We start from the raw sequence: 20,288 nt of genomic DNA on the forward strand, positions 1-20,288 counted from the left end.
CGGTCCACCCCGTGTCGTGCCATGGGATCCGCACCGACAGGTGCTGTACATAGGCCATCGCTCGTCTCCCCGACAACGCGCGTTCATCTGTGATGACGCTCAGCCTAGACATCAGCACAGACAAGACACCGCACGGGGAGCGGGAGGCGGCGTACGCCCACGCCTGACTGTGCCCCGAAACAGACGCGCATGAAATGGCGTATGACTGTCCAAAAGGGGCACTAGATGGGTTGGGAGGTTGATCCGTACTGTCCGATCGGAGGCTCTGGAACGTCGCTTTTGCTGTGCCGCGTGGCCCGCGTTCGCTACATGCTGGCCACCGAGCAGGATGGCGCTTGACTGCAAGTCGCTCGATCACAAGCGAACGGCTGATGGGGCCCGTCAGACCTCCTGCCTCTCAGGCGCGTTGCTCATCTTCAATGACGAGCAACCGCTTGAACGAGTGACGTCACGTGGGGGAAAAGAGCCGGCGCTGCATGTCAGAAGGAGTGATGTCATGCTCCGCGGCCCGGGTTTCGGCCGGCCCGGGTGCTCGGAGCGACCACCCTTGCCTCCGAGGAGAGAGATCCGCCCTTCCACGCGGAAGGGCGCACACCCCTTGTCTGCCCCCTTATCCTGTGGTGGTCGGTTTGTCTGCGGAGTCCTGAGCCGGAGGGCGGGGGTTTTCGTGTCCGGCCGCTCGGTACCCGGCCTCGTCCGGGTGGATCTGGACCCGGGCCGAGCGCCAGGCGGCATCGAACGACAGGGTGCCACCGCTGGCGCGGGCAAGGCGCCAGGCCTGCCAGCTGGTCCGCGGTGCCAGTACCGCGCGTAAGACGGTCAGCTTCATCAGCACTGTCTCCGTATGCCTCAAGAGCCGGGGTTCTGAGAGGACTGTGTCGCTGGAACAGGGACCTGGGCAGCCAGATCCGGTTCTCCGAAGTCGTGGAACAGCGAGCGCAGCGTGACCAGTAGCGCATCGGCATCAGCTTCGGAGAGGCGGTCGATGAAGGTGTGGACGAGCTGTGCGATCACGACCCACCGCGACTGCGGGTTCCACAGCTGGATCTCCTGCACCACCTTGTCCACGTCCAGGCCGGGCGGAAGCACACCCAGACGGGCCGGGTTCTCGAGCATCAGATAGATCCGGGCCGAGGCGGGGGAGTGAAGGATCTTCTCGTGCATGAACCGCATACGTGCCTGTACCTGGCGTTGAGCCAGAGCGTCGAGTTCCAGTTCCCGGCGCGCTTGGGCGATCTGCTCCGCGTACGTGCGGACCTCCGCCGAGACCGACACGGTTACGCGCGCCCAGCTGACCTCGAGCGCATCTGTCCGCAGCGGCAGGGAACGTGCAAGCAGACTGTTGATCTCCTGCTCCGCAGCGGCCGGCCGCAGCACCGTATGCCGTGCTGCTGCCTGTTCGGCCAATACCCGAACGGTGCGGCTGGCCTCACCAGAGGGAAGACGAGGCGCGGGCGTTGAGCGAGGAGCACGCCATTCGGTGCGAAACGCCACGGTGAAGTCCAGTCCCGACTGCGAGCTGGTCACCTGGTCCTCGAACAGCTCCGGCTGCTGGGCGCGCAACCCCCATCCAAGCCAGCTCATGGTGTTGGCCCACCTTGGCCGGCACGCACGGGCCGGTACAGGGCGACCGAACGGCTGCGGTCGTGATCCAGGAGATCGACCAGCTCGTGACGCAGCCGAACCCGCTCGGGATCGGCATCGACAGCAGGGACGGGCTGCCATAGGTACAGAAGGTCGCGCAGCCGGTGACGGGGGTGGCTGCCGCCTGCCCGCCCCGCGGTGTCCACCGCGCCGCGCAGCACGTTGAACACGACCGGCCGCTGATTCGGGTACTCCACGGCGGCGTCCATCCACAGTCCGACCGCCCGCGCGCTGTCGCCAGCCACCGAGCCCGAGTCCAGCAGTGTGCGCCACCCGGAAATCAATTCCGCCGACGGGAAGTCCGGCTGGTCCGCTCCCGTGCTCAGCAGCACCGGCAGGCCGGGGTCCTCCTGCGAGAGCAGTGTGGCGAGAGCCAGAAATGAACGACGGCCGGCCTCGGCCCGTGACGGGTCCGCCGAGCACCATTCCACCACCGAGCTGAACAGCATCGGACGCGCCGAGGCATCCGCCCACAGGTTCCGGACCGCCGCGTACAACGAGTCCCGTACGTCATCGTGGACGGTTTCGGCGGCATGGCGAAGCCGCCGCAGTGCCTTGCCGGTGTGCCGGCGGCCGAACTCGCCGGCGCAGACTTCCACGGAAAGTTTCTGCAGCGCTGCCCTGTCCGCGCCGGCGTTCTTCGACCAGCGCAGCAACACGGTATGCACGAAACGGCCCATCGTCGGATGAAGCGCCGCGGCGGAGATGAGGTCGACAGCTGCCGCCCACAGCGCGTCGTCGTCGCGCCACGCGATGACGACCTCCTCCAAGGGGTTGGCCTTGCCGTGCCGCACGGCCCACCGCACAGCGAACGCCCCGACCCGGTTGGCGAGCAGAAGGCGGTCCTGCAGTGTGAACGTCTCCAGAAATTTCGCTGTCTTGGCGATCGGAGCCTTCGCCATCCAGGCGAGAAAGTCCTTGCGCGCCATGGGCCGGTCGACCCAGAAGTAGTTGAGTACCGCGTCGTCCCAGCCGGGCTTGGCGAACTGGACTGTGTCGTCCCCAGCCAGCTCCGCGTCGATCGAGTCGACCATCTCGATGACGCCGGGCGAGCCCTGTCCTTCCAGAATCACCGCCTCAGCCTTGCTGAGGTGCTCCGACAGCTCCGCGGTCTGTGCGTATACGTGCGCTACTGGCGCGTTCCTGAACATGGCCGCCACCAGAAGGAAGTTCCGCTGGAAGCTGGTCCTGCCCTCCTTGCTGTGCCACTCCAGCAGGCTGGAACGCCAGTTGTTGCGGGCCGATACGACGTCCAGGACCTGCTGGGCGAATGCATCGCTGGTGGTCTCACTTGCCGAGGAGACCTGGCGGGGGGCCCTGGCGGCGTTGAGGATCAGACTGACGACCTGTAGGACATCGGCGGGAGGCTGGTCACGCAGAAGGCCTGTGATCCCGTCGTCCTGCACCCACCTGGAGGCATCCAGCTCAGGCTCCTCGGCACGAAGCCATGCAGCGGCGATCTCCGTGGGATCGGGCCGCCCCAGCACGGGTACCACGCCGGGCGGCGCACCCAGACAGATCCTGGCCCACTGCTCCGGTGTCGTGAGAACGACCAGACGCGAGTTCCGCTTGCCCAGGGTGTACTGAATCTTGCCCAGAACCGCACCGAAGTCGTCTGCGACCTCGAACTTCTCCTCATCCGCAGGCAGTTCCAGCAAGTACGCAACGTTCTCTTCCAGCGGCAGCCGGCGCACCGGGAATCGCTTTCCGCCCCCGAAACTCAGTGGTCCGACCCTTGCCCCCGTGCGCTGACGCAGGTCAGCGAGCAGTGCCTGTGCCGTGAACGACCGTCCCGCACCGGGCTCGCGCAGGAGCACGAGAACCGCTCCCGGCTCCGTGAGCTGCTTCAAAGCCGCCGCGTAGCCCTCCGGCGGCGCGAACACCGCCCGAACCGTGTCCAGATAGGCATCAGGCAGCTCGGAGTGCTCCAGCATCTGCTCCAGGACCGCTGTCAGCTTCACCCCGGTCATCTCACCGAAGTTGAACAGGGCCTCCTGCCGGAGGTCCGCAACTGCTCTGGCCAGGGCCAGCGCCTGCTTCGCACCAGGACCAAGGCCCCTGACCGCATCGATGTCCTCCGGTGACGGACCCGGATAGGCCGCCGGGGCTGGAACCGAGTCGTTGCCGCCGCCGGTCGAACCTATCCACCGCACTTCGCTTTCGTGGCTGTCCGTACCAGAAGGCGCGCCGGATAATGGCATGGGTAAGCCTTCTCCGGGCTCAGTTAAAGTCATGAAGGAATTCTCCATCAATATGCCTTGCCGCAGATACGGGGTTCCTGTATGGAACCGTCAGCGGATTTCGTCGATTTCAGCTCCGATGATCTCCGCACCCTCGTGGACGGTGCTGGCCCTCTGCCGCACGCTGACGTCGGCCGAAGCGGCGACACGGCGTACCTTCAGAGCCGCAGCCCGGCCGTGAACGTCGTCGAGTACCTGCTCGATCCGTACCCCGCTGGCCGGCCGGTTCTCCCCGGTGAACGTCAGCCGCTGCCCCTCGACCTCCTCCAGAACGGCACGCAGTCCGCCAAGACTATTTCGCAGCCGTTCGTCATCAGCCCTGATCAAGTCCCTGTGATCGGCATAGACGCCCAGGACTTCCAGCAAGGACTCGATTCGCTGCACACGTTCCGGCGTCAGAGCCGCAGCGTCAAAGGTGGGAGGCTCAGGGACACCGACCACGACTGCGGGGACCGTATCCAGCTCACCTTCCCCCGTCCCGTCGCGCCGTGTGGACCGGCGGTCCAGAACCGCACCGGCCCGTCCGTAGAGAAATCCGAAAGCCTGTGTCAGAGCCGATACTGCCAGCACGGGAAATGTGAACGCGTCACTCAAATCAAGCCCCTCCCCTGGAGCACGCCGAAATACCCCCTGATGCTCACACCATCCAGAGTCTGGCCTCTGCGAAGCGGTACGACACAAGAATCAGAAGGAATGACTGAAACTCCGCCATCCCGAGAAAATCGAACCGGATACGAACAGTCTCAAGATCGATTTTGTGAATAGAGGGTGCTGCCCAGCGCACGCGCCCTGCCCGGCTGCATCGTCCGGGTTCGCGTCATGACACGGCAAGGGGGCGGCCGGCACAGCGAGAGGCTGAAAAGCTTCCGCACTGGCGGCGCGCCCCCATCGCACGCCAGCCGGGAGGAGCGAAGCCCCGGTCGGAGCTTCCTCTTCGTAATCGCGACGAGGAAGCATCCGGGTTCACCGGTTCGCAGACGGGCTGCCGCGGACCGGGGCGTGTTACAGGCCGTTGAACAGCGTCTCCTGTTCGCTGCAGAGCTGGCGCGGCAGTACCAGCGGCTGGACTTCATCGGGGGCTGAAAGAGCACTCCGGCACGCTTCGCGCAGCTCGGGAAGGGGGCGGCGGGCGCCCAGGAGACGCAGGAACTCCTGGGTGCTCCAGCCGATGAGCCTGCCCTGCCGGGCGAGATACAGACTGACCTGGCCGATCTTGAAACTGTCCTCGTAGTCGAGGAGCAGATACCCGGCGAGCTGGTAGAACTGCGGTCGGCCGATTCGCTTGGGGTGGATGGTGGCCTTGCAGTCGATGAGGTTTCCCGCAGCGATGAAGTCCGCGTCGGCGCCCCCGACATGCCCGCTGCCGGCAAAGACAGGACCGCACAGACGCTGGGCGGCAGGGAGCCGCAGGACTCCTTGCAAGGCCTTGGGATGGTCGGCCAGTGAGACCAGCGCGGCGATGTCACCGGCAACGTATCCGGGCACCTGATCGAGCAGCCCGTCCAGGCCGCGCGAGAGGTCTGCCTGCAGCAGAGGACTCTTGGGGTGCAGTTGACTGCGGAAGACCTCCTCGAACCACCCCGCGGCGAAGCACAACCGGGCGACCTGCTCCTCGTCGGCAGGCTTCAGCAGCATGGCTCCGGGCGAGGCCGGAAGCTGCCCTTTGAGCCGTCGGAGAAGTTCCTTACCTGCTTCAGCGACGGCCTTGCCTGCCTCGGCAGACCTGGCCCCGGCCATATCCATGGCCGTGAGCACGATGCCGGACGACAACGCCGAGCCCACAGGTGTGCCGAACGCGATCCGCAGCCGCAGGTCGATGGCTTGCCCCAGGGTGCCGTAACTGAAAGGGCCCGGAGGCTGTGGACTGACGGTGGGCGTAGCCAGCGGGAGCTGGGAGCGGAAGTCGCCGATCAGGGACGCCACGGCAGGCAGTTCCTTGCTCAGGAACCGGGAAATGGGGGAGTGGGCCTGGGTGAGGCTGCTGGTGAGGCTCATACCGGTACCACCCCGTGCGAGGCGATCGGCAGAGAAGACTGGGGGATCATGAAAAGCTCGATTCTGTGCGGCGCGAGTCGCTCGCGAGCGCTCCTTCGATTCTGGTGCGGTGCATGGGTGTGAAGCCCGTGAGGCCCGGGAGGCGGGAGGCGGGAGATGGCGGGCGGTGGGTGGGCGGAGTTCGGACGAGGCCGACGGCGAGAGGCGGCCTGCCGCGAAATCAGGCGGGCGGTTCCTTCAAGGCACGCTCGATGAGGTCTCGAAGGAGGCTCTGGACCCGCTCAGCGGGCACGATGATGGACGGACTCGCGCCCCCGGACGGCGCTCTGTCCTGGCAGCAATCGAGCTCGAACTGCACCGAGCCGTCCTCCCGCAGGTGCCCCCATCGAGGCCGCGGAACCTGGCCGCAGCTCGGGTGAGGTTCGAAGCCGACCAATCCCCGGATGGCCCGCGCGTGGTGATGGCGCGGCAGCGTGCCCGCCCGGCTGCAGCCGGTACACCGCAGAAGGTGCCTCACTCCATGCGGGCGGTCGGTGAAGCTCCAACCCCCCACCCTCGGTGCTGTTACAGCTTGCGCAGACCGGCCCGCGAACAAATCCGTGCTCATGGCAATGATCCCAGTACAGGGCCCGCCGCGGCTCGGGACACACACAGCACAAGAACGCATCCGCGTTGGACCTCTTCGAGAGGGATGCGTAGGCGACACCGGTGAGGTGGCCGGGGTAGGGGCGGGCAATCGATGCCGCACACGCAGCGCACAAGGTGGTGAACCCGGTTGCGCTGGAGGTGCGGTGCTCCCACACATCCACTTTGCTCCCGCAGCCGCTGCACAAGCCGGCTTGGCCGGCGAGTTGCCGCTCAAGCTCCTCGGAGCGGTCTAGTAAAGCGGCGTAAGCGGCGGGCACCGTCCACTGCTTGCCAGACCAGGTGAGCAGGTGGAGCGGGTTCGTGCCGGCGATGACGCGGTTGCCGCAGCGTTCCATGAACCGGTCCCACGTTAATCCGCATCCGAGCCCTTCAGCGTTCGGCTCGTTGCAGTCACACCGCCCGGGCCCGTCGCACAGACAGCCCTCCTTGGCCTGTTCCACGTAGGCGGCTTCGTCCATCCACGCGGCGATGCGCGAGCGCCACGATGGCCCCGCCCCGGGTTCTGGCCAGGCCGCGACCAGGTCATCCGGGTCGATGTCGAGGCCGGCCAGCCGGTGGGCTGCCCGCTCGATCTCACGAAGATCCAGCCGCCAGCGCTGCTTGTGCTTGTAGCCGCGCACAGCGACATCACCGACGATGACATGGTTGCTGCTCTGGAATGCATACCGGGACAGATTGAGGTCCGGGGCTGCACGCACCAGACAGTTCGCGGTCCGCTCGGTCAGGATCCGGCGCGCCTCCTGCGGCGAGATCAGCACGGGGCGCAGGTGGTCGTGACGATGCCGGCTTGCCCCGGTGCCGCAGCTGGCGGCCTGGTAATGAAATTCGTGAACATGGTGTCTCTCCTTGAATCGGTGAAGGGCGCGGAAGCGGCGTGAAAAAATCCGGGGCTGCGACCGAGCGCATGGCGGGCTGCGGGCCCGGTCCTGTCCACAGGTCCGCGAAGCGCGCTGGCGTCCAAGGCGCGCCTTCAGGGGCAAAAGAGCCGGAAGTACGGCGTCGATTCCGGTGTGCAGGCTGGTCAAGATGGCTCCCATCCACCGGTCAGGGAGGATTTGCCGGCCTCCTCGGTGGCCTCACGGGAGCGGGAATCGATGAGGAACGTGGTGCGCTCGCCGTACTCCACCGGTCGTCGGGCCGGGAGAGGGACCGCCCACAGGCCGGCATCGGCCGGCTGCTCCGTACCGTCTGTCGCACCGAGACGCGCAACCCACTGCTCCAGCAGGGCACTGGCGTTCGCGCCGTTGCCGGGCCAGCGCCCGGCCCGGGAGCAGGCGGCGAGCCAGTCGCCGAGCCACAGGCGCCCCGTGCGGCGGCCGAGTTCTGTCAACAGGAGCCCGGTCGCCGCAGGGGCTCCGTACGCCGTGACCGCCTCTCGCAGACGCACCTGCCAGCCGTGATCAACCAGGAGACGGGCAACGGTGACCGTGTCGGGATAGGTGATCAGTGCGTGTGCTGCGACGGCGGCCGGCGCGCGGCCCGTGAGTGAGGACAGGAGGGCGGTGCGTGCGTGCCAGACGGCCTCCTGCTGCCATCCCTGAACCTGCCATGACCACACCACCGCGGCAGCCAGATTCACCACCGCACGAGCCTGCCGATGAGTGCGCAGGAGGGCGGTGTGATGCCCGTGGGCCGAGAGGACCTCAGGCAGGGACTCTAGATCGATGGCGCAGGCCCGCTCACAGTTGGCCAGCAGCCACCGCCGGTGCCGATGACAGATGTGGCCGGCTGCCTCCGGATAGACCAGGACGGGCTGGTGAGGTGACCAGAAGCGGCCGCAACACTGCAGGCAGGCCGCCACCCATGCCTTCGCCGGGGCATACCATGCGGCCCGGGGAACACTGTCTTCCGTAAGTCGCTCGTGCGTGGATGCGAGCCCGGGAAGCAAGGCGGCCAGCTGGGCGACTGAGGTACCCGTGAAGCGGGCGAAGGCTGCCCGTGCCGGTGTGTTGAGATACAGCTCCAGCCCGTTGCGCGGCGTTCCGGTAATTCCGGCGCTTTGTGGTCCCGTCATGATGCCGCGGACCAGGTCCTGGACGGACATGTGGTATCCGTGGGCGAGCCGTCGGCTCCAGGAGCCAGTCAACTCCCCAGCAACGGGTGGCACCCGCACCAGCGCACGAGGGAGAGCAGGGACTTCCACAGTCAAGTTCCTTTGAAAGCGAGGGACCACGGTGATGACACGTGGGAGACGTCGGGCCAGGAAGCGAAGCAGAGGCATGCTGGTGCGCTGGCGCCAGGGAACTACTACGTCCGGATCCGGGCCAAGACCGCAGCCGAGGGACTGCAGGTGTTGCTCAGCTCTCGGTGTGCCGGCGGGAAGCGCGTGAACCCTTCGTTGCCTGCACGTCGAGGATGACCTTCGACAGGGACCGCTTGGTGATCGCCTGGCTGCCGTCCAGGACCGCGCAGATCGCGGCTTCTCGCACGAGCTGCGACAGGCTGGCCATCACGCCTCCCGTCAGCAGGTGGATGTAGTCCGCGTGGCGTTCGAGCGTCCCGGCTCGGTGGCGGTTGAGCCGCAGCGCCGACTCCACGTCTCTCAAGAGCTCTCGCCACTCCTGTTTCTGCTTCCCGGTCCCATTGAGCAGAGGAAGTGAGCGCAGGACCTTGAACCTGGCCGCCAGCTGGGCACCACGGGGGCCCGTAAGCAACGGCGCCGTTTCCACATCCACACCGGCCAGAACAAACGTTGCGGGGATACGCTCAGCCAGCGCCTTCAGCTGGTCGGATGTGTCGGCCCCCGGACGTGTCCGGGTGTTGAGGAGGTGCACATCGTCGATGAACACGATCCGGGTTCCCCGCTCGCACAGGACGGCGCACACCGCGTTGGTGATCGTGGTCTCGGTCATTCCGTCGTGCACGGGAAGGCACAGAAACCGTGCCAGTGCCGTGACGAGCGTCTTCGGCGTATACGACGGGGGGATCCCGAGGAACGCGACCGGCAGGGTGTCTGCACGGTCCGGATGCTGGCGCCGGTACTTCAGCTCAAAGCTCCGGGCCATTTCCACCAGAGTCGTCGACTTTCCGGTCCCCGGAGGGCCAGAAACAATCAGCCCACGTCGCGCGGAGCCCTCCTGATGACGGTTGAGGACCAGGAGCACCCTCAACTGCTGCAGGCACCGCTCCATGGAATCAGTCGTCAACGTCACGAACTTGGAGTGATAGTCCAGCTGGGAACGGTCCGTCCATACCGGGTCACCCACCGGCGCAGCAACGCTACGCTGCTGCGCAAGATAGGACCTCCACCGAAGGTAGGTGACGATCGGGTTGCACACCGACCCCTCGTCCCCGAGACCTCCCTCGGGAGGAAACTCCGTACCTACAGCAGCCACTGGTCCTCCTCCGCACTCGCATCCGTACGCACAGCGCAATTCCCCGATGCCGCAGGAGCGTCTCCCAGAGGCGTACCCTCCAGGCCTGCCAAAACGTCGTCGTCCTCATCCGGAAGGGTCTCGTCGTCCAGGTCCGGCGCCTCGTACACACCGGCCAGCCCGAATGACAGCGTCGGAGCACTCAACAGGTCAAGCCCCGCCGCCGGCACGGCCAGCGTCTGTACCGCACGGGACTTGGCCACCACACGCTGCTCGCGACGCGACAGCTTCCCGTTGCCCGACGCCCGCTTCAGGAAATCATCCAGAGCCAACGCAAGCCGGGCCTCGTGCTCATCACGCGCCCCGGTACGCTCAACGACCTTGCACAGGTGCTCCCAGACATGGTGAGTGAACGGCTGGCTCACCTGGGTGGCATGGATCCAGGGCACCTCCCTGAACCCGTCCGCGAGACGCACCCAGATCCGCGTCACGTCATACGGGTTGTAGTGCACCTCCCAGCGACCCTCCTGCGCTGCCACACCGGAACTCTCGCCGCGGAACCCGTTGAGACACCCGTCGTCATACGTGCGGTAATCGAACCTGATCCCGTTGTCAGTGATCGCCTGCCAGCGCACCGGCAGCAACTCCACATAGTCGTCAGAGCCCAGCGGCACCGGCACATACCCCACCACCGGCAGCAGCGCCGCCCACATCTCACACGGAGTGAGAGCCTTCTTCGGCATCAGCGGATGACGCAGGCCCTCATGCGGACGGTGATGCCACAGCACCAACTGCTCATCCAGAAGTTCCTGCAACTCACGCATGTTCCACAGCCGTTCCTCGCCCGCCTTCGAACCGCGCTCGGACAGGTTCGACCCGATATAGCCGGGCACCCACTGCCAGAACGTCGAGTTCAGCGAGCCGAACGTCCGCTCCACGTGCCCCTTGGCCGGCCCGTTGCCCGGCGGGACCGGCTGCAGCGAGATCCCCAGGCTCTCGCACGCGGCCCGCGTCGCGGGCGACACGAACACTTTGCCCTGATCAACCACAATCGTCTCGGGCACGATCACCGGACGTGCCGCCGCCTCCTCCAGCCGCCTGTCCAGGCTGACCAGCCGTTCATGCGGGATGACCGAAGCAGACATCCGCAACGCCTCGTCCCACCCGGGCTGCATCACCTTCGGTGTCATCATCTGCGCCAACAGCACCGCAATATCCGTCAGTTTGCTTCCCGGCGGACGAAGAATCGCCCACAGCCCTCCGATCGCGACATCCAATGCCGTCGTCAGTTCCGGACGGCCTACCACGCCGTCGTCCAGGACAACCAGCACATCAAGCGGCGTGCTGTCCATCATCACCAGCTCACCCGGACGCAACGCCACTGTCCGGGCGAACGGCGGAGCAGGCCGCGACGCCCGCGAACGCCGCTGCGCCACCGTCCCCTCCAGACCGAGCTCCTTTTCCAGCTTGCGCAGAAGCTTGTTGAACGTCGACCGAGGCGGGGCCTCCACCATGCCTGCACCGTGGGCTTCGTCCAGCAGCCACTGCGTCTGCCGATGCATGCGCTTCACCCACCCCCGCGAACGGGAGCGAAACTCCTCCTGCCGCAACAGCTTCTCCATCACCTCCAGCACCCGCTCGTCGGCCGGCCTCAGCAACGTCGACCCACGCTGCTTGCGCACCAGCCCCCACACACCGCCCTTGCCGTACCGCTCACGCCACCGGCGCACCGTGGCCCGGCTGACCTTCCAGCCCGACGCAGTCAACTCGTCCGCCTTCGCCAACTCCCGCTGCTCCAACGTCGTGTGCTTCGGGTCGTACATCGTTCGCACTGGTCCGCGACCGCCCGGCACCGGGTACCCGGTCTCGACCTCGCGGACATGCCGTTCCATTGAGAAGGCCCGCTCGCGGACCTCCCTCGGCAAAGTGGCCAGGAGGCCGCACTGGGGTGCCCTCAGTGGCGGCGGCCCTCCGACCAGCTCGAATCCAGGGCTGTTGAACAGAGCGGACAGGCCGAACACCGCCATCACGCCTGTGTCGCCCTGTTCGGTCAGCCAGACGCGTCCCGCCTCCAGCCCGCTCACCGTCCACCGGCGGTCGTCGAAATTCACTGCTCCGCCGACTTCCACCACGGGCCGCGTCACAGCTGCGCCCCCGTCTTCGGGCCAGCCGACACCGTCATGACGTGCGAGTGCAGAGGCCTGTCGAGTGGCGCACTCAATACACCTCTCCACAGTGCATGGAAGACAGCCGGCCACACCGCGACAGGGTCACCCAGCAGGTGCACACCCTCCACCAGAGGCCTTGGAAGGCGGAAGCAGCGAGTGACGGAGGACAACCCGTCCGGTGCGCACCGCGGATGCCGGTATCCGGCAAGCCAGCGGACATTGGCCTCGAGGACTGCGGACGGGGGGCCCACCAGCCTGTAGTGCCATCCAGCTGCCTCGGCCGCAGCCTCGACGTGCAGGGCCCGTCGGACCAGGCGCCGGCCGGCACCGCGGGCACCTGCGCAGTCGATGAGCACACCGCTGCCATCGGCAAGCCTGGCCATGAGGTGCGGTGCATGCGACACCACGCTCCCGCCCCGGCCCCGCCACATCAGTTCCACCGGCCGACAGGCAACAGCGATCACCTGAGGATCACGGTCCAGCAGCATCACCTGGGTCCGCATCGCCCCGAACCCGTAATGCACATGGCGCCCAGATGTAGCCATCCACCACCAACCCGGCGCGACGCGCCGCCCCTTGAGGACCGGGAACTGCTGAACAGGGACGCACGCCTCCAGCGGATACTCCCCGGCCATCTGAAGCCATGGAGCCTGATGCTCCTGGCCTGCACCATCCACACACCGGGCATCCACCAGCGCCGGATCTACCCGACGGTCACCGAAATGGGGCAAGGAAGCGGCAGCGGGCGTCAGCACCGCCTGCTTCTGCGTGGGCAAAGGGATCACAGGATCTAAGGCCTTCCTTGAGGCAGGGACACAGAGGGGGTGCCCAGCGGACGACTTCTCGCTGGGGCGGGCAGCGGACACAGCTCTGCGCGACGGCACGGAGGCATGCCGGATCCGCACCAGAGGCAACGGCCAAGGCGTCGAGAAATGCGCGAGGTCGCTGAATGCCTGCGTAGCCACCGGCGCCGGTCCGCAGGCGGAGACGACGGAGCGCTCAGCGGCGAACAAGGCAGGGGGAGGAAGCTGACGCCCGGCACGCGGACAGCCAGAAGAAGAACGGCGCAGTACGCGGGCATGACAGCCTCAGCGACCACTCAGAGGACCTCAGGAGTCGAGCCCCGGCTCCCTGCCCCGATGGCAGGGAACATCACAACAATGACCCGCGCGGATCCTGAGTGAGACGCGGCGGCCACGCGGAGTATGCGTCAGGCTGGATCAAGTGATACGAGCGTCGCCAACTGGTCGAGAACAGCGATGTACTGACGAGGCGGGAGGGATCTCAGCTCATCACGGGTCATCCCCATCACCGTCCCCGGCTCCGCAATCAGCTGTGGCTCGGGCGAGGGTGCCTGTTCGGGGCGGCGGGCGCCGGCCGACGCGATCAGCGCCGCGGACGGCGCGATTCGCATGGATGCGTCCCGCTGGACAATCAGGGCCCGCACCAGCCACTCGATCAGATAGAGCCCGCGCCTCGACTTGCCCGGGAAGTCTTTGTGCAGCCGACGCCCGAGCGTCTTCTGATCTACCGGCGCATCGCGCAGACATTCGAGAGTGCGGGCAGCAGGCCAGTGCTCCAGGAACTGCGCCTGGAGCAGCAGACGGGCCTGGGTCTCGTCCCGCCGGTGCATTTCTGCAATCGCCCAGCCAGAACTTGTCAGGGCGTACTTGCCGCGGGACCCTCGAAGGAGACCGACCGCCTGCAGAAAGCCCGCCACCGCGCCGACGGTGTCGTTGCGCAGCTGTACCTCCGCAGCGAGCTGGGATACGGAAACCACTCGCAGGTCTGGTCCGCTGAGACGAGCGAAGACCAGATAGATCTCCCACTGCCGGTCAGGCGTGGTCCTGTCAGAGGGGGCCGGGCAACTGTTCGACTCGGGGCTTGAATTCATCGCGAGTCCCCCCTGGCCGCGGCGAAGGGGTACGTGCGAGGGGCGAGGGCGAAAGGAACGCCGTTCATGTCGTGAGGCCTCATTTCATACACGTTGGATTGACGCAGTCCGCACCGCACCAGAGCATCTGGATATAGTGGCTGCGCGCGTGAGGCCTAACCATGCGCAAGCGCATACACCGCCAGACTGGCATCTGGTGGTGTTTGTGCATGGCTGGGCCACGTTTCATCTACGAGTTCATCGGTCCGTCCTGAGGGGCAATGAGCCGGTACACGCCGATCCGGGGGCGAACGAGAAGCCCGCGCCCGACCATCCGGCCCAGGTCACGTGCACAGTTCTCCGCGACAACATCCGGACGCATCTGCCGCACCTGCTCGGTGATCTCGCTGTAGCTCGCCTCCCGCCGGTCGCGAAGGAAAGCGAGAATCACACCGGCAACGCTGCCCGAAGCATGCGGCACCTTCTCCGGCTGGCGCTGGGGAGGGAGCGGACCAGCGTCAGCGTCCCCGGAGTCGGGGTGAGTCCGCTGAATCTGTTCCGTGATCTTCTCAAGGGCATTGCGTGAGCTTGCCGCCATCTGAGCGACGACGTCGGCATGTGCCTGCGCGGCCTCCAGTTCGGACGCAGCCATGTGCAGGCGCTGTGCCGCCTCGCGCTCTCGCGTTTCATCCTCGGCGGCCAGCACTCCCAGTTCGGCCGCCCACTCCTTGAGCCTGTCCGGGTTCATCAAATTTCCTCCCCTCGGGGACTCGCTCGTGGAAGCAGACTCTAAGCGCTGGCAGACCTCTGCCCTGATCGGTCGCAGGGCTGCGGGAGGCTAAGCGCACTGATCGAGCCCCGCCTCACACCTGCCTGGGCCTAGCGGGGCCTGCCTTCCATACGTGCAGAGGCGGTTACCCGTTCGGGTGCACCCCGAAATGGGCGTCAGGTTGACTCCCACCGGCAACGGTTTGCAGTCCACTCCGTCGAGAGTGGCCATCTCAGCCCGGAATAGCGGTCGTTGACCAGAGCTTCGGGTGGCGAGCAGGGTCCTGGCCTGGGAGCTGCTGCAGGGGCAGGCCTGGCAGGTGCCTTCTTGCACCGCTGCACCGCCTCGGCTGCCGGGTCTTGCTGCTGCCCTGACGGGCGAGGTGCCAGCCTCGCGGAAGGTGCCCCGCAAGCCGGTTCCGCGGGAGCTGTTGGTGACGCCTACCTGAGGCGCAAGCCCTTCACCTCTGGAGTTCAATCAGTACATGCATCAAAGTGTATTGAATATCGCATAGATACTTAGCTTCAATGGCTAACATTCAATTCAAAGTGATACGTTTGCTGTGCTTCTAACGGTGTGATGCAGAGGTGGCGATCATGAGTCAGGGCGACGCGAGGCAGGCGTCCGCGCCTACATTCCTCACGGTGGAGCAGGCGCGCGCCGGCCTGCACGCGCGGGTCAAGGCTGCCGAGGAAGGCCAGGTCACCTACGTGCGACGACGTCATGAGGAGGTCGTACTCGCGCCACTGGATCACTTGCCCGCAGCGCGGGACACGGGATGCGGTCTGCCGACGCACACCCTGACCGGAGCCCAGAAGGACCTGGGTGACCTGGTGAAGGCGGCTGCGGCGGGACACCCGCAGGTTCTGATGCGCCGCGCAGTTCCAGTAGCCGTACTCCTGCCCGCCCGCTCCCATCAGCCGGAGCCTTCCAGTCCGGCAGCCACAGACGATCTGCCAACCGGCGACGTTGGCCACAAGCCCGATCCCACACAGTCAGCGCACCAGGCGAATTCCGCGGCTACGCACCCCACCCCACGCAGACTCGCAGCCCTGGGCGACATCGTGGGTGACGTTCTGTCCACGGCCGAGCCCGCGGCACCATGCTTCGGACTGGCAGATCTGGATGCCGCAGTCGGAGGCCTTCAGCCCGGCCGCCTCGTCCTCATCGCCGCCGCTCCAGGAGCGGGCGGAAGCCTGCTCGCTCTGGCCGCCGCACGCCATACAGCTCTCGTGGCCAACCAACGGGTGCTATACGCAGCATCCGGCCTGACTCGCGCAGACGTCGCACGCAGAATCGTTGCCGCGGAGACCGGCACCGACTACCGGCGACTGACCACCAACACCCTCACCGATCACGAACACACCGCGGCCAAGAACGCCGAGGCCCACCTCGTCCAAGCACCCCTGCTCATCGACGACGGCAGCGGACTGACTGCCGAGGCGATCGCCCAGACCGCTCCCTACGTCAACGACTTGGCACTGATCGTCGTGGACCGCCTGCAACGTGCACCGGCCGCCCACATTCCTCTGTCAGGAGACCAACTCCCCGCAGCCACCCGCACCCTGGCCCACCTCGCCCGACAGGCCCACGTCCCCGTCCTCGCAGTCATCGACACCGACGACCCGCTCGTCCTGCAGCGCCTGGACCCGGATATCACCGTGCACCTCACGCTTCACAAGAGCGCCGGCACAGCCAAGATCACGGTCGCCGAGCGGGACTTCGGACCGCTGGCCACGACCCACCTGGGCGAGGACCTCACCCACGCCCGCTTCACCACCCTTCACGACACACCGGCACACGGCGCCGACCAGCAACTCTGCCGCGCCGCCCTGCCCTTCACCTCCGGCGCCCGCCAGGGCCTGCCCGCCCCCGCACAGCAAATCCTGGCCGCATTCCGCGACGCGGTAAGCCAAGGCAATGACGAGCTGCTGCCCGCGCTGCGCGAGTCCGTCGCCGCACTGGCCGCCAACCTCCCGGCACTCAACGAAGGACCGCAGGAGCAACAACTGCGCACGGCGCTGGACGCCTACGCCGCAACAACGAAGAAGCCCCGGCCGCAAGCCGTAGACCGGGCACCGGCCGCAGGAGCCGAAACGCCCCGCCGCAGTGCGAAGGGCGTGGCTGCACCAAGGCAGGAGGACCCGGCACCGGGGGAGGAGCAGACAACGGATCTGCAACCAGGTGACGAGCACGAACCTAAGGACGCGGTCTTCCCCGGACTAGCCATCTTGAGGGAAAGCATCAGCCGCTCCAAGATGCACCCCCTCCCCGCAGTCCGCGCAGACCAACGCGAAGCCGAACCCTGGTCTCTGTTCCGTGAGTTCATGGATGGCGAACCACGCTGGGTCCACCCCGAAGTCGAGCGCGTGCGCAACGGCGCCGGACAGCGCGACACCCTCATGGTTCCCGACACGTTCGCCCCCGGCGCCCTGTGCACCATCGACCGCAACGGCTCCTATCCCTCGGCCTGCTCCGCCGTCCCCCTCGCCCCGAACAAGCTCCTCCACACCGGCGCCCTGCCCGAACGCACCCGCGACCAGGCCGGCATCTTCTGCATCGACGTCCCCACCTGGACCCACACCCAGATGCCCCACCCCCTGGGACGACTCGCCGACCGCGCCGACGCCCACGGCCGGGTCTGGGCCGTCACCTCCCATATCCAGCTCATCGAACGCCTCATCAAGTCCGGCCACATCACCGAACCCCTCCACATCCACGACTCCTGGACCGGACGCGCCAACGAAAGCCTCTTCCAGCACTTCTACAAGGAAGCCCGCCGCGCCCGCACCGAACTCATCGACAACGGCGGCGCACCCTACGCCGACTACAAGCGCCGCCTGTCCATCGCACTGCGCCTGCTGTGGCCCAAGGGCGACACCGTGAAGTCTCCGTTCTGGCGCCCCGACTGGCGCATGAGCGTCGTCGCCGAAGCATCCGTCCGCCACTGGGTCACCGCATGGAAGGCCGTCCAAGCCGGGCATACCCTCATCGCCCTGCGCAATGTCGATGAGGCCGTCTTCCATACTCCCGACGGCGCTGCCCCCGACACCTACAAGGTCGGCACCGGCTTCGGTGAAGTCAAGGTCAAACACGGTCAGGAGAACACCTGATGGCCCAGGGAGCTTCACTCGGTGAAGCCCTCAGCCACCTCCTGCGCGACCACGGCGCCCGCCCCCAGGACCATCTCAGGTCCTACCGGGCCAAGGAATGGCACGCCCAGCTCGTTCAGCTGACCGGAACCCACCGCGGCTATGACGCACTCGAACGCGCAGGCCTCACCGTCACCCCCCGAACACTGCTCAGCTGGCTGTCTGACCCCGACTACCCGGTGCGCCGCAGCTACCGGGCACAGATCAGATCCGCCTACGCAGACGCGGCCACCATCCCGCCCACACCCGTGCCTCCCGGGTTCCAAGTCCACCAATTCCGCATCACCGGCACGGTCCAGATCGCACGCGACATCCGAGACCGAGGGACCCAGGGCGAAGCCCCGTTGCGAATCGACGGCCGCAACGGAACCTGGACACGCATCGAGCAGGCCTGGCTCACAGGCCAACTGACCGATGAAGTATTCGAGGAGTACTTCATCGACGACATCCTTGTGGAGGACATCGGCGACGGGACCGACGGCTGGCAGTTTCCCGGAGACTGGTACCAGGTGATCTGAGCTTTTCCTTTAACGTCGGTGCCGAGAAGGAGCGTTGCCGTTCGTCGGCACCGCGTCGTCATGCGTAATTCGTCCGTCGGGTTCACGCCGCTTCCCCACTGGCTTCGTGGTGGCCAGGAACGTGGCTCGAGCCTGGGAAACATCAACCGCATACGAACGCCGCAGGCCGAGGATGCACGGAGTCCGAGGTGGCGGTGGCTGGCCATTGCCGTCGAAAGCGTGCCGTCGGCTGGCGAGCGCCATGCAAAGGAGCGGGTGGGCTGGGCCGCATCAACCCGCGGCCGCGACGGCCCGTACGGCCGGCCCAGGTACGGAGCCCTGGGCCGACCTTCGTGGTTCAGCGCGTGAAGATCAAGGTGACGACAGCTTCCACTGTGCCAGCAATGACGGCCAAGCCGAGGTGGATGAGCAGGTCGAGAATGGTAACTCGCGTGCGTCCGCCCTGGCGGGGGTTCTGAGACATCGTGTCCTCCCTGGACCAGTACCGGGGCGCCGATCGCCCTGGTGGTGCCGCTATGGCGCCGCTTCCAGGGAGTTTCCAGCGAGTTTCCAGAGGCCTGAGAACTGCCGTGACACGCCGACTAACCTGAGCAGGACGAGCGCTCTGGCTCTTCCAGGAGCGCCGAAGTCTGGAAGGACGGAGAAGGCGGAATCATGGGAAGGCATGTCGATCAGTTGAGGACAGCGCTGAACACGGCCTACGAGGCGGCAGGTCGCCCAACGCTGAGCAGGTTGGTGAGGCTGGGCCTTGAGCAGTTTCCGCAAGAGAAGATCTCGGACTCCACTATCAGTAACTGGCTCTTGGGTCGTGCTACTCCAGGCCCGTCCCATGCGCGCTACTTCTTCGTTCTGACCGACTTCCTCCAGCACCAAGCAAAGTTGAAGGACAATACGTACAGGTCTCAGCCCCGCAGCGGGTGGCAGAAGCTGCTGGCCGACGCCCAAGCCGAGCGAAACAGGGGTCGTGGTGGCAGACACCTCGCCTCTGCGGTTGCTGTAGAGACCGGGCCGGTGACCCTGCCAGCAGCGCCTGCTGGGTTCACCGGCCGCACGGAAGTGCTGCACGACATCATGAAGTGGCTGCGCCCTGGCCTACCCACGAGCCCCAATGAAGATCCGGCACTGGCCGTGATTGCGGTGGCCGGTATGGGAGGTGTCGGCAAGACAGCTCTTGCCCTGCATGCCGCACACCAGGCCCGGGCACGTGGATGGTTTACCGGTGGGATCCTCTCTGCCGACCTGCGCGGTTATAGTCCAGGGCCTCCAGCAGAGATCAGCACCATCGTTGACCTTTTCCTGCTCCGATTTGGATTCAAGAACAGCGACCTGCCTGCCAGCACAGAGCAGAAGCTCGACGCTTGGCGGACCATCACCGGCCAGCTCGCCGCGGAGGGCCGGCCACTCCTCGTCGTGCTCGACAACGTGCATACCGCCGGACAAGCAGCACAGCTGCTTCCCTCATCTCCACACCGCGCCCTGATCACTTCTCGGCAGATGCTTTCCGCAGTTCTGGCCTACCGAATCGGTCTGGGCCCTCTCACCCCCGACGATGCCGTCGCTCTTCTCGACAAGGCTCTGCGAACCGGAGGGTCCGGAGACGAGCGTGTGACAGATCAGCGGGCCGACGCGCTACGCCTGGCCGAGCTATGCGGCCATCTTCCTCTCGCCCTACGAATCATTGCCGCCCTGCTCCGCGATGACCGCCGGCGCCCCCTTACGAACCAGGCAGACGACCTGGCCGACGCCCGAACCAGGCTCCAGGCCATGCAGTACGACGACGTCGATGACCAGGGACGCCCACTAGCCGTAGACGCCTCCATCGACCTGTCATATCGGCACCTGAGCGCAGCCCAGGTCCGGGCGTTCCGACTTAGAAGTCATCTCATTTGGCGAGCCTGCGGTAGCAGATGAGGGTGCAGGCGATGCTGGTGAAGGCGAGAAAGTGGTCGGCTTTGCGTTCGTAGCGT

The 20,288-nt window shown here is 66.4% G+C and carries 15 protein-coding genes; 3 read left to right on the top strand and 12 right to left on the bottom strand.

All coding sequences use genetic code 11. The features are described from left to right. Positions 1-849 precede the first annotated feature (849 nt). The 11 genes from ABZ454_RS34080 to ABZ454_RS34130 form a co-directional block, all read right to left on the bottom strand. Positions 850-1,584, bottom strand: coding sequence for a hypothetical protein (locus tag ABZ454_RS34080; RefSeq protein ID WP_359543432.1), 735 nt, complete (start codon positions 1,582-1,584; stop codon positions 850-852). Continuing rightward, the gene (locus ABZ454_RS34085; RefSeq protein ID WP_359543433.1) at positions 1,581-3,893 is read right to left on the bottom strand and encodes a hypothetical protein; all 2,313 of its coding nucleotides are present in this window, start codon (positions 3,891-3,893) and stop codon (positions 1,581-1,583) included. Before ABZ454_RS34085 ends, ABZ454_RS34080 begins: the two co-directional genes overlap by 4 nt. A gap of 42 nt (positions 3,894-3,935) precedes the next feature. Beyond that, positions 3,936-4,454 (bottom strand): hypothetical protein, encoded by a 519-nt coding sequence (locus tag ABZ454_RS34090; protein WP_359543434.1) that lies wholly within the window; start codon positions 4,452-4,454, stop codon positions 3,936-3,938. 432 nt (positions 4,455-4,886) lie between these two features. Beyond that, a complete protein-coding gene (locus tag ABZ454_RS34095) occupies positions 4,887-5,879 on the bottom strand; it encodes a hypothetical protein (protein ID WP_359543435.1) in 993 nt (330 codons plus the stop codon). Between the two features lie 281 nt (positions 5,880-6,160). After that, positions 6,161-7,552, bottom strand: a complete 1,392-nt coding sequence (locus ABZ454_RS34100) for an endonuclease domain-containing protein (protein ID WP_359543436.1) — start codon at positions 7,550-7,552, stop codon at positions 6,161-6,163. Beyond that, positions 7,549-8,670: a TniQ family protein gene (locus tag ABZ454_RS34105; RefSeq protein WP_359543453.1), complete on the bottom strand. Its 1,122-nt coding sequence runs from the start codon at positions 8,668-8,670 to the stop codon at positions 7,549-7,551. Before ABZ454_RS34105 ends, ABZ454_RS34100 begins: the two co-directional genes overlap by 4 nt. A 154-nt stretch (positions 8,671-8,824) precedes the next feature. Beyond that, positions 8,825-9,805, bottom strand: a complete 981-nt coding sequence (locus ABZ454_RS34110; protein WP_359543437.1) for an ATP-binding protein — start codon at positions 9,803-9,805, stop codon at positions 8,825-8,827. Between the two features lie 44 nt (positions 9,806-9,849). Next, positions 9,850-11,952, bottom strand: coding sequence for a Mu transposase C-terminal domain-containing protein (locus tag ABZ454_RS34115; RefSeq protein WP_359543438.1), 2,103 nt, complete (start codon positions 11,950-11,952; stop codon positions 9,850-9,852). A gap of 29 nt (positions 11,953-11,981) precedes the next feature. Continuing rightward, positions 11,982-12,644 carry a TnsA-like heteromeric transposase endonuclease subunit gene (locus ABZ454_RS34120; protein WP_359543454.1) on the bottom strand — a complete coding sequence of 221 codons (663 nt, stop codon included), beginning with the start codon at positions 12,642-12,644 and terminating at the stop codon, positions 11,982-11,984. A 575-nt stretch (positions 12,645-13,219) separates the two neighbouring features. Further along, entirely contained in the window at positions 13,220-13,789 is a 570-nt protein-coding gene (locus ABZ454_RS34125) for a hypothetical protein (protein WP_359543439.1), read from the bottom strand. Positions 13,790-14,132: 343 nt separating this feature from the next. Beyond that, the gene (locus ABZ454_RS34130; RefSeq protein WP_359543440.1) at positions 14,133-14,630 is read right to left on the bottom strand and encodes a hypothetical protein; all 498 of its coding nucleotides are present in this window, start codon (positions 14,628-14,630) and stop codon (positions 14,133-14,135) included. A 617-nt stretch (positions 14,631-15,247) separates the two neighbouring features. On the opposite strand from ABZ454_RS34130, the gene ABZ454_RS34135 reads away from it, so the two are divergent. Both ABZ454_RS34135 and ABZ454_RS34140 read left to right on the top strand, forming a co-directional pair. Beyond that, entirely contained in the window at positions 15,248-17,764 is a 2,517-nt protein-coding gene (locus tag ABZ454_RS34135; RefSeq protein ID WP_359543441.1) for a type II toxin-antitoxin system prevent-host-death family antitoxin, read from the top strand. Then, the gene (locus tag ABZ454_RS34140; protein ID WP_359543442.1) at positions 17,764-18,321 is read left to right on the top strand and encodes a hypothetical protein; all 558 of its coding nucleotides are present in this window, start codon (positions 17,764-17,766) and stop codon (positions 18,319-18,321) included. Before ABZ454_RS34135 ends, ABZ454_RS34140 begins: the two co-directional genes overlap by 1 nt. A gap of 337 nt (positions 18,322-18,658) precedes the next feature. On the opposite strand, the gene ABZ454_RS34145 is transcribed toward ABZ454_RS34140, so the two are convergent. Continuing rightward, the gene (locus ABZ454_RS34145; protein WP_359543443.1) at positions 18,659-18,784 is read right to left on the bottom strand and encodes a hypothetical protein; all 126 of its coding nucleotides are present in this window, start codon (positions 18,782-18,784) and stop codon (positions 18,659-18,661) included. A 191-nt stretch (positions 18,785-18,975) separates the two neighbouring features. Here ABZ454_RS34145 and ABZ454_RS34150 point away from each other — a divergent pair, with 191 nt between their 5' ends. Continuing rightward, the gene (locus tag ABZ454_RS34150; protein ID WP_359543444.1) at positions 18,976-20,232 is read left to right on the top strand and encodes an NB-ARC domain-containing protein; all 1,257 of its coding nucleotides are present in this window, start codon (positions 18,976-18,978) and stop codon (positions 20,230-20,232) included. Positions 20,233-20,288 lie beyond the last annotated feature (56 nt).

The organism is Streptomyces sp. NPDC005803, assembly GCF_040630435.1.
Classification (GTDB): Bacteria; Actinomycetota; Actinomycetes; order Streptomycetales; family Streptomycetaceae; genus Streptomyces.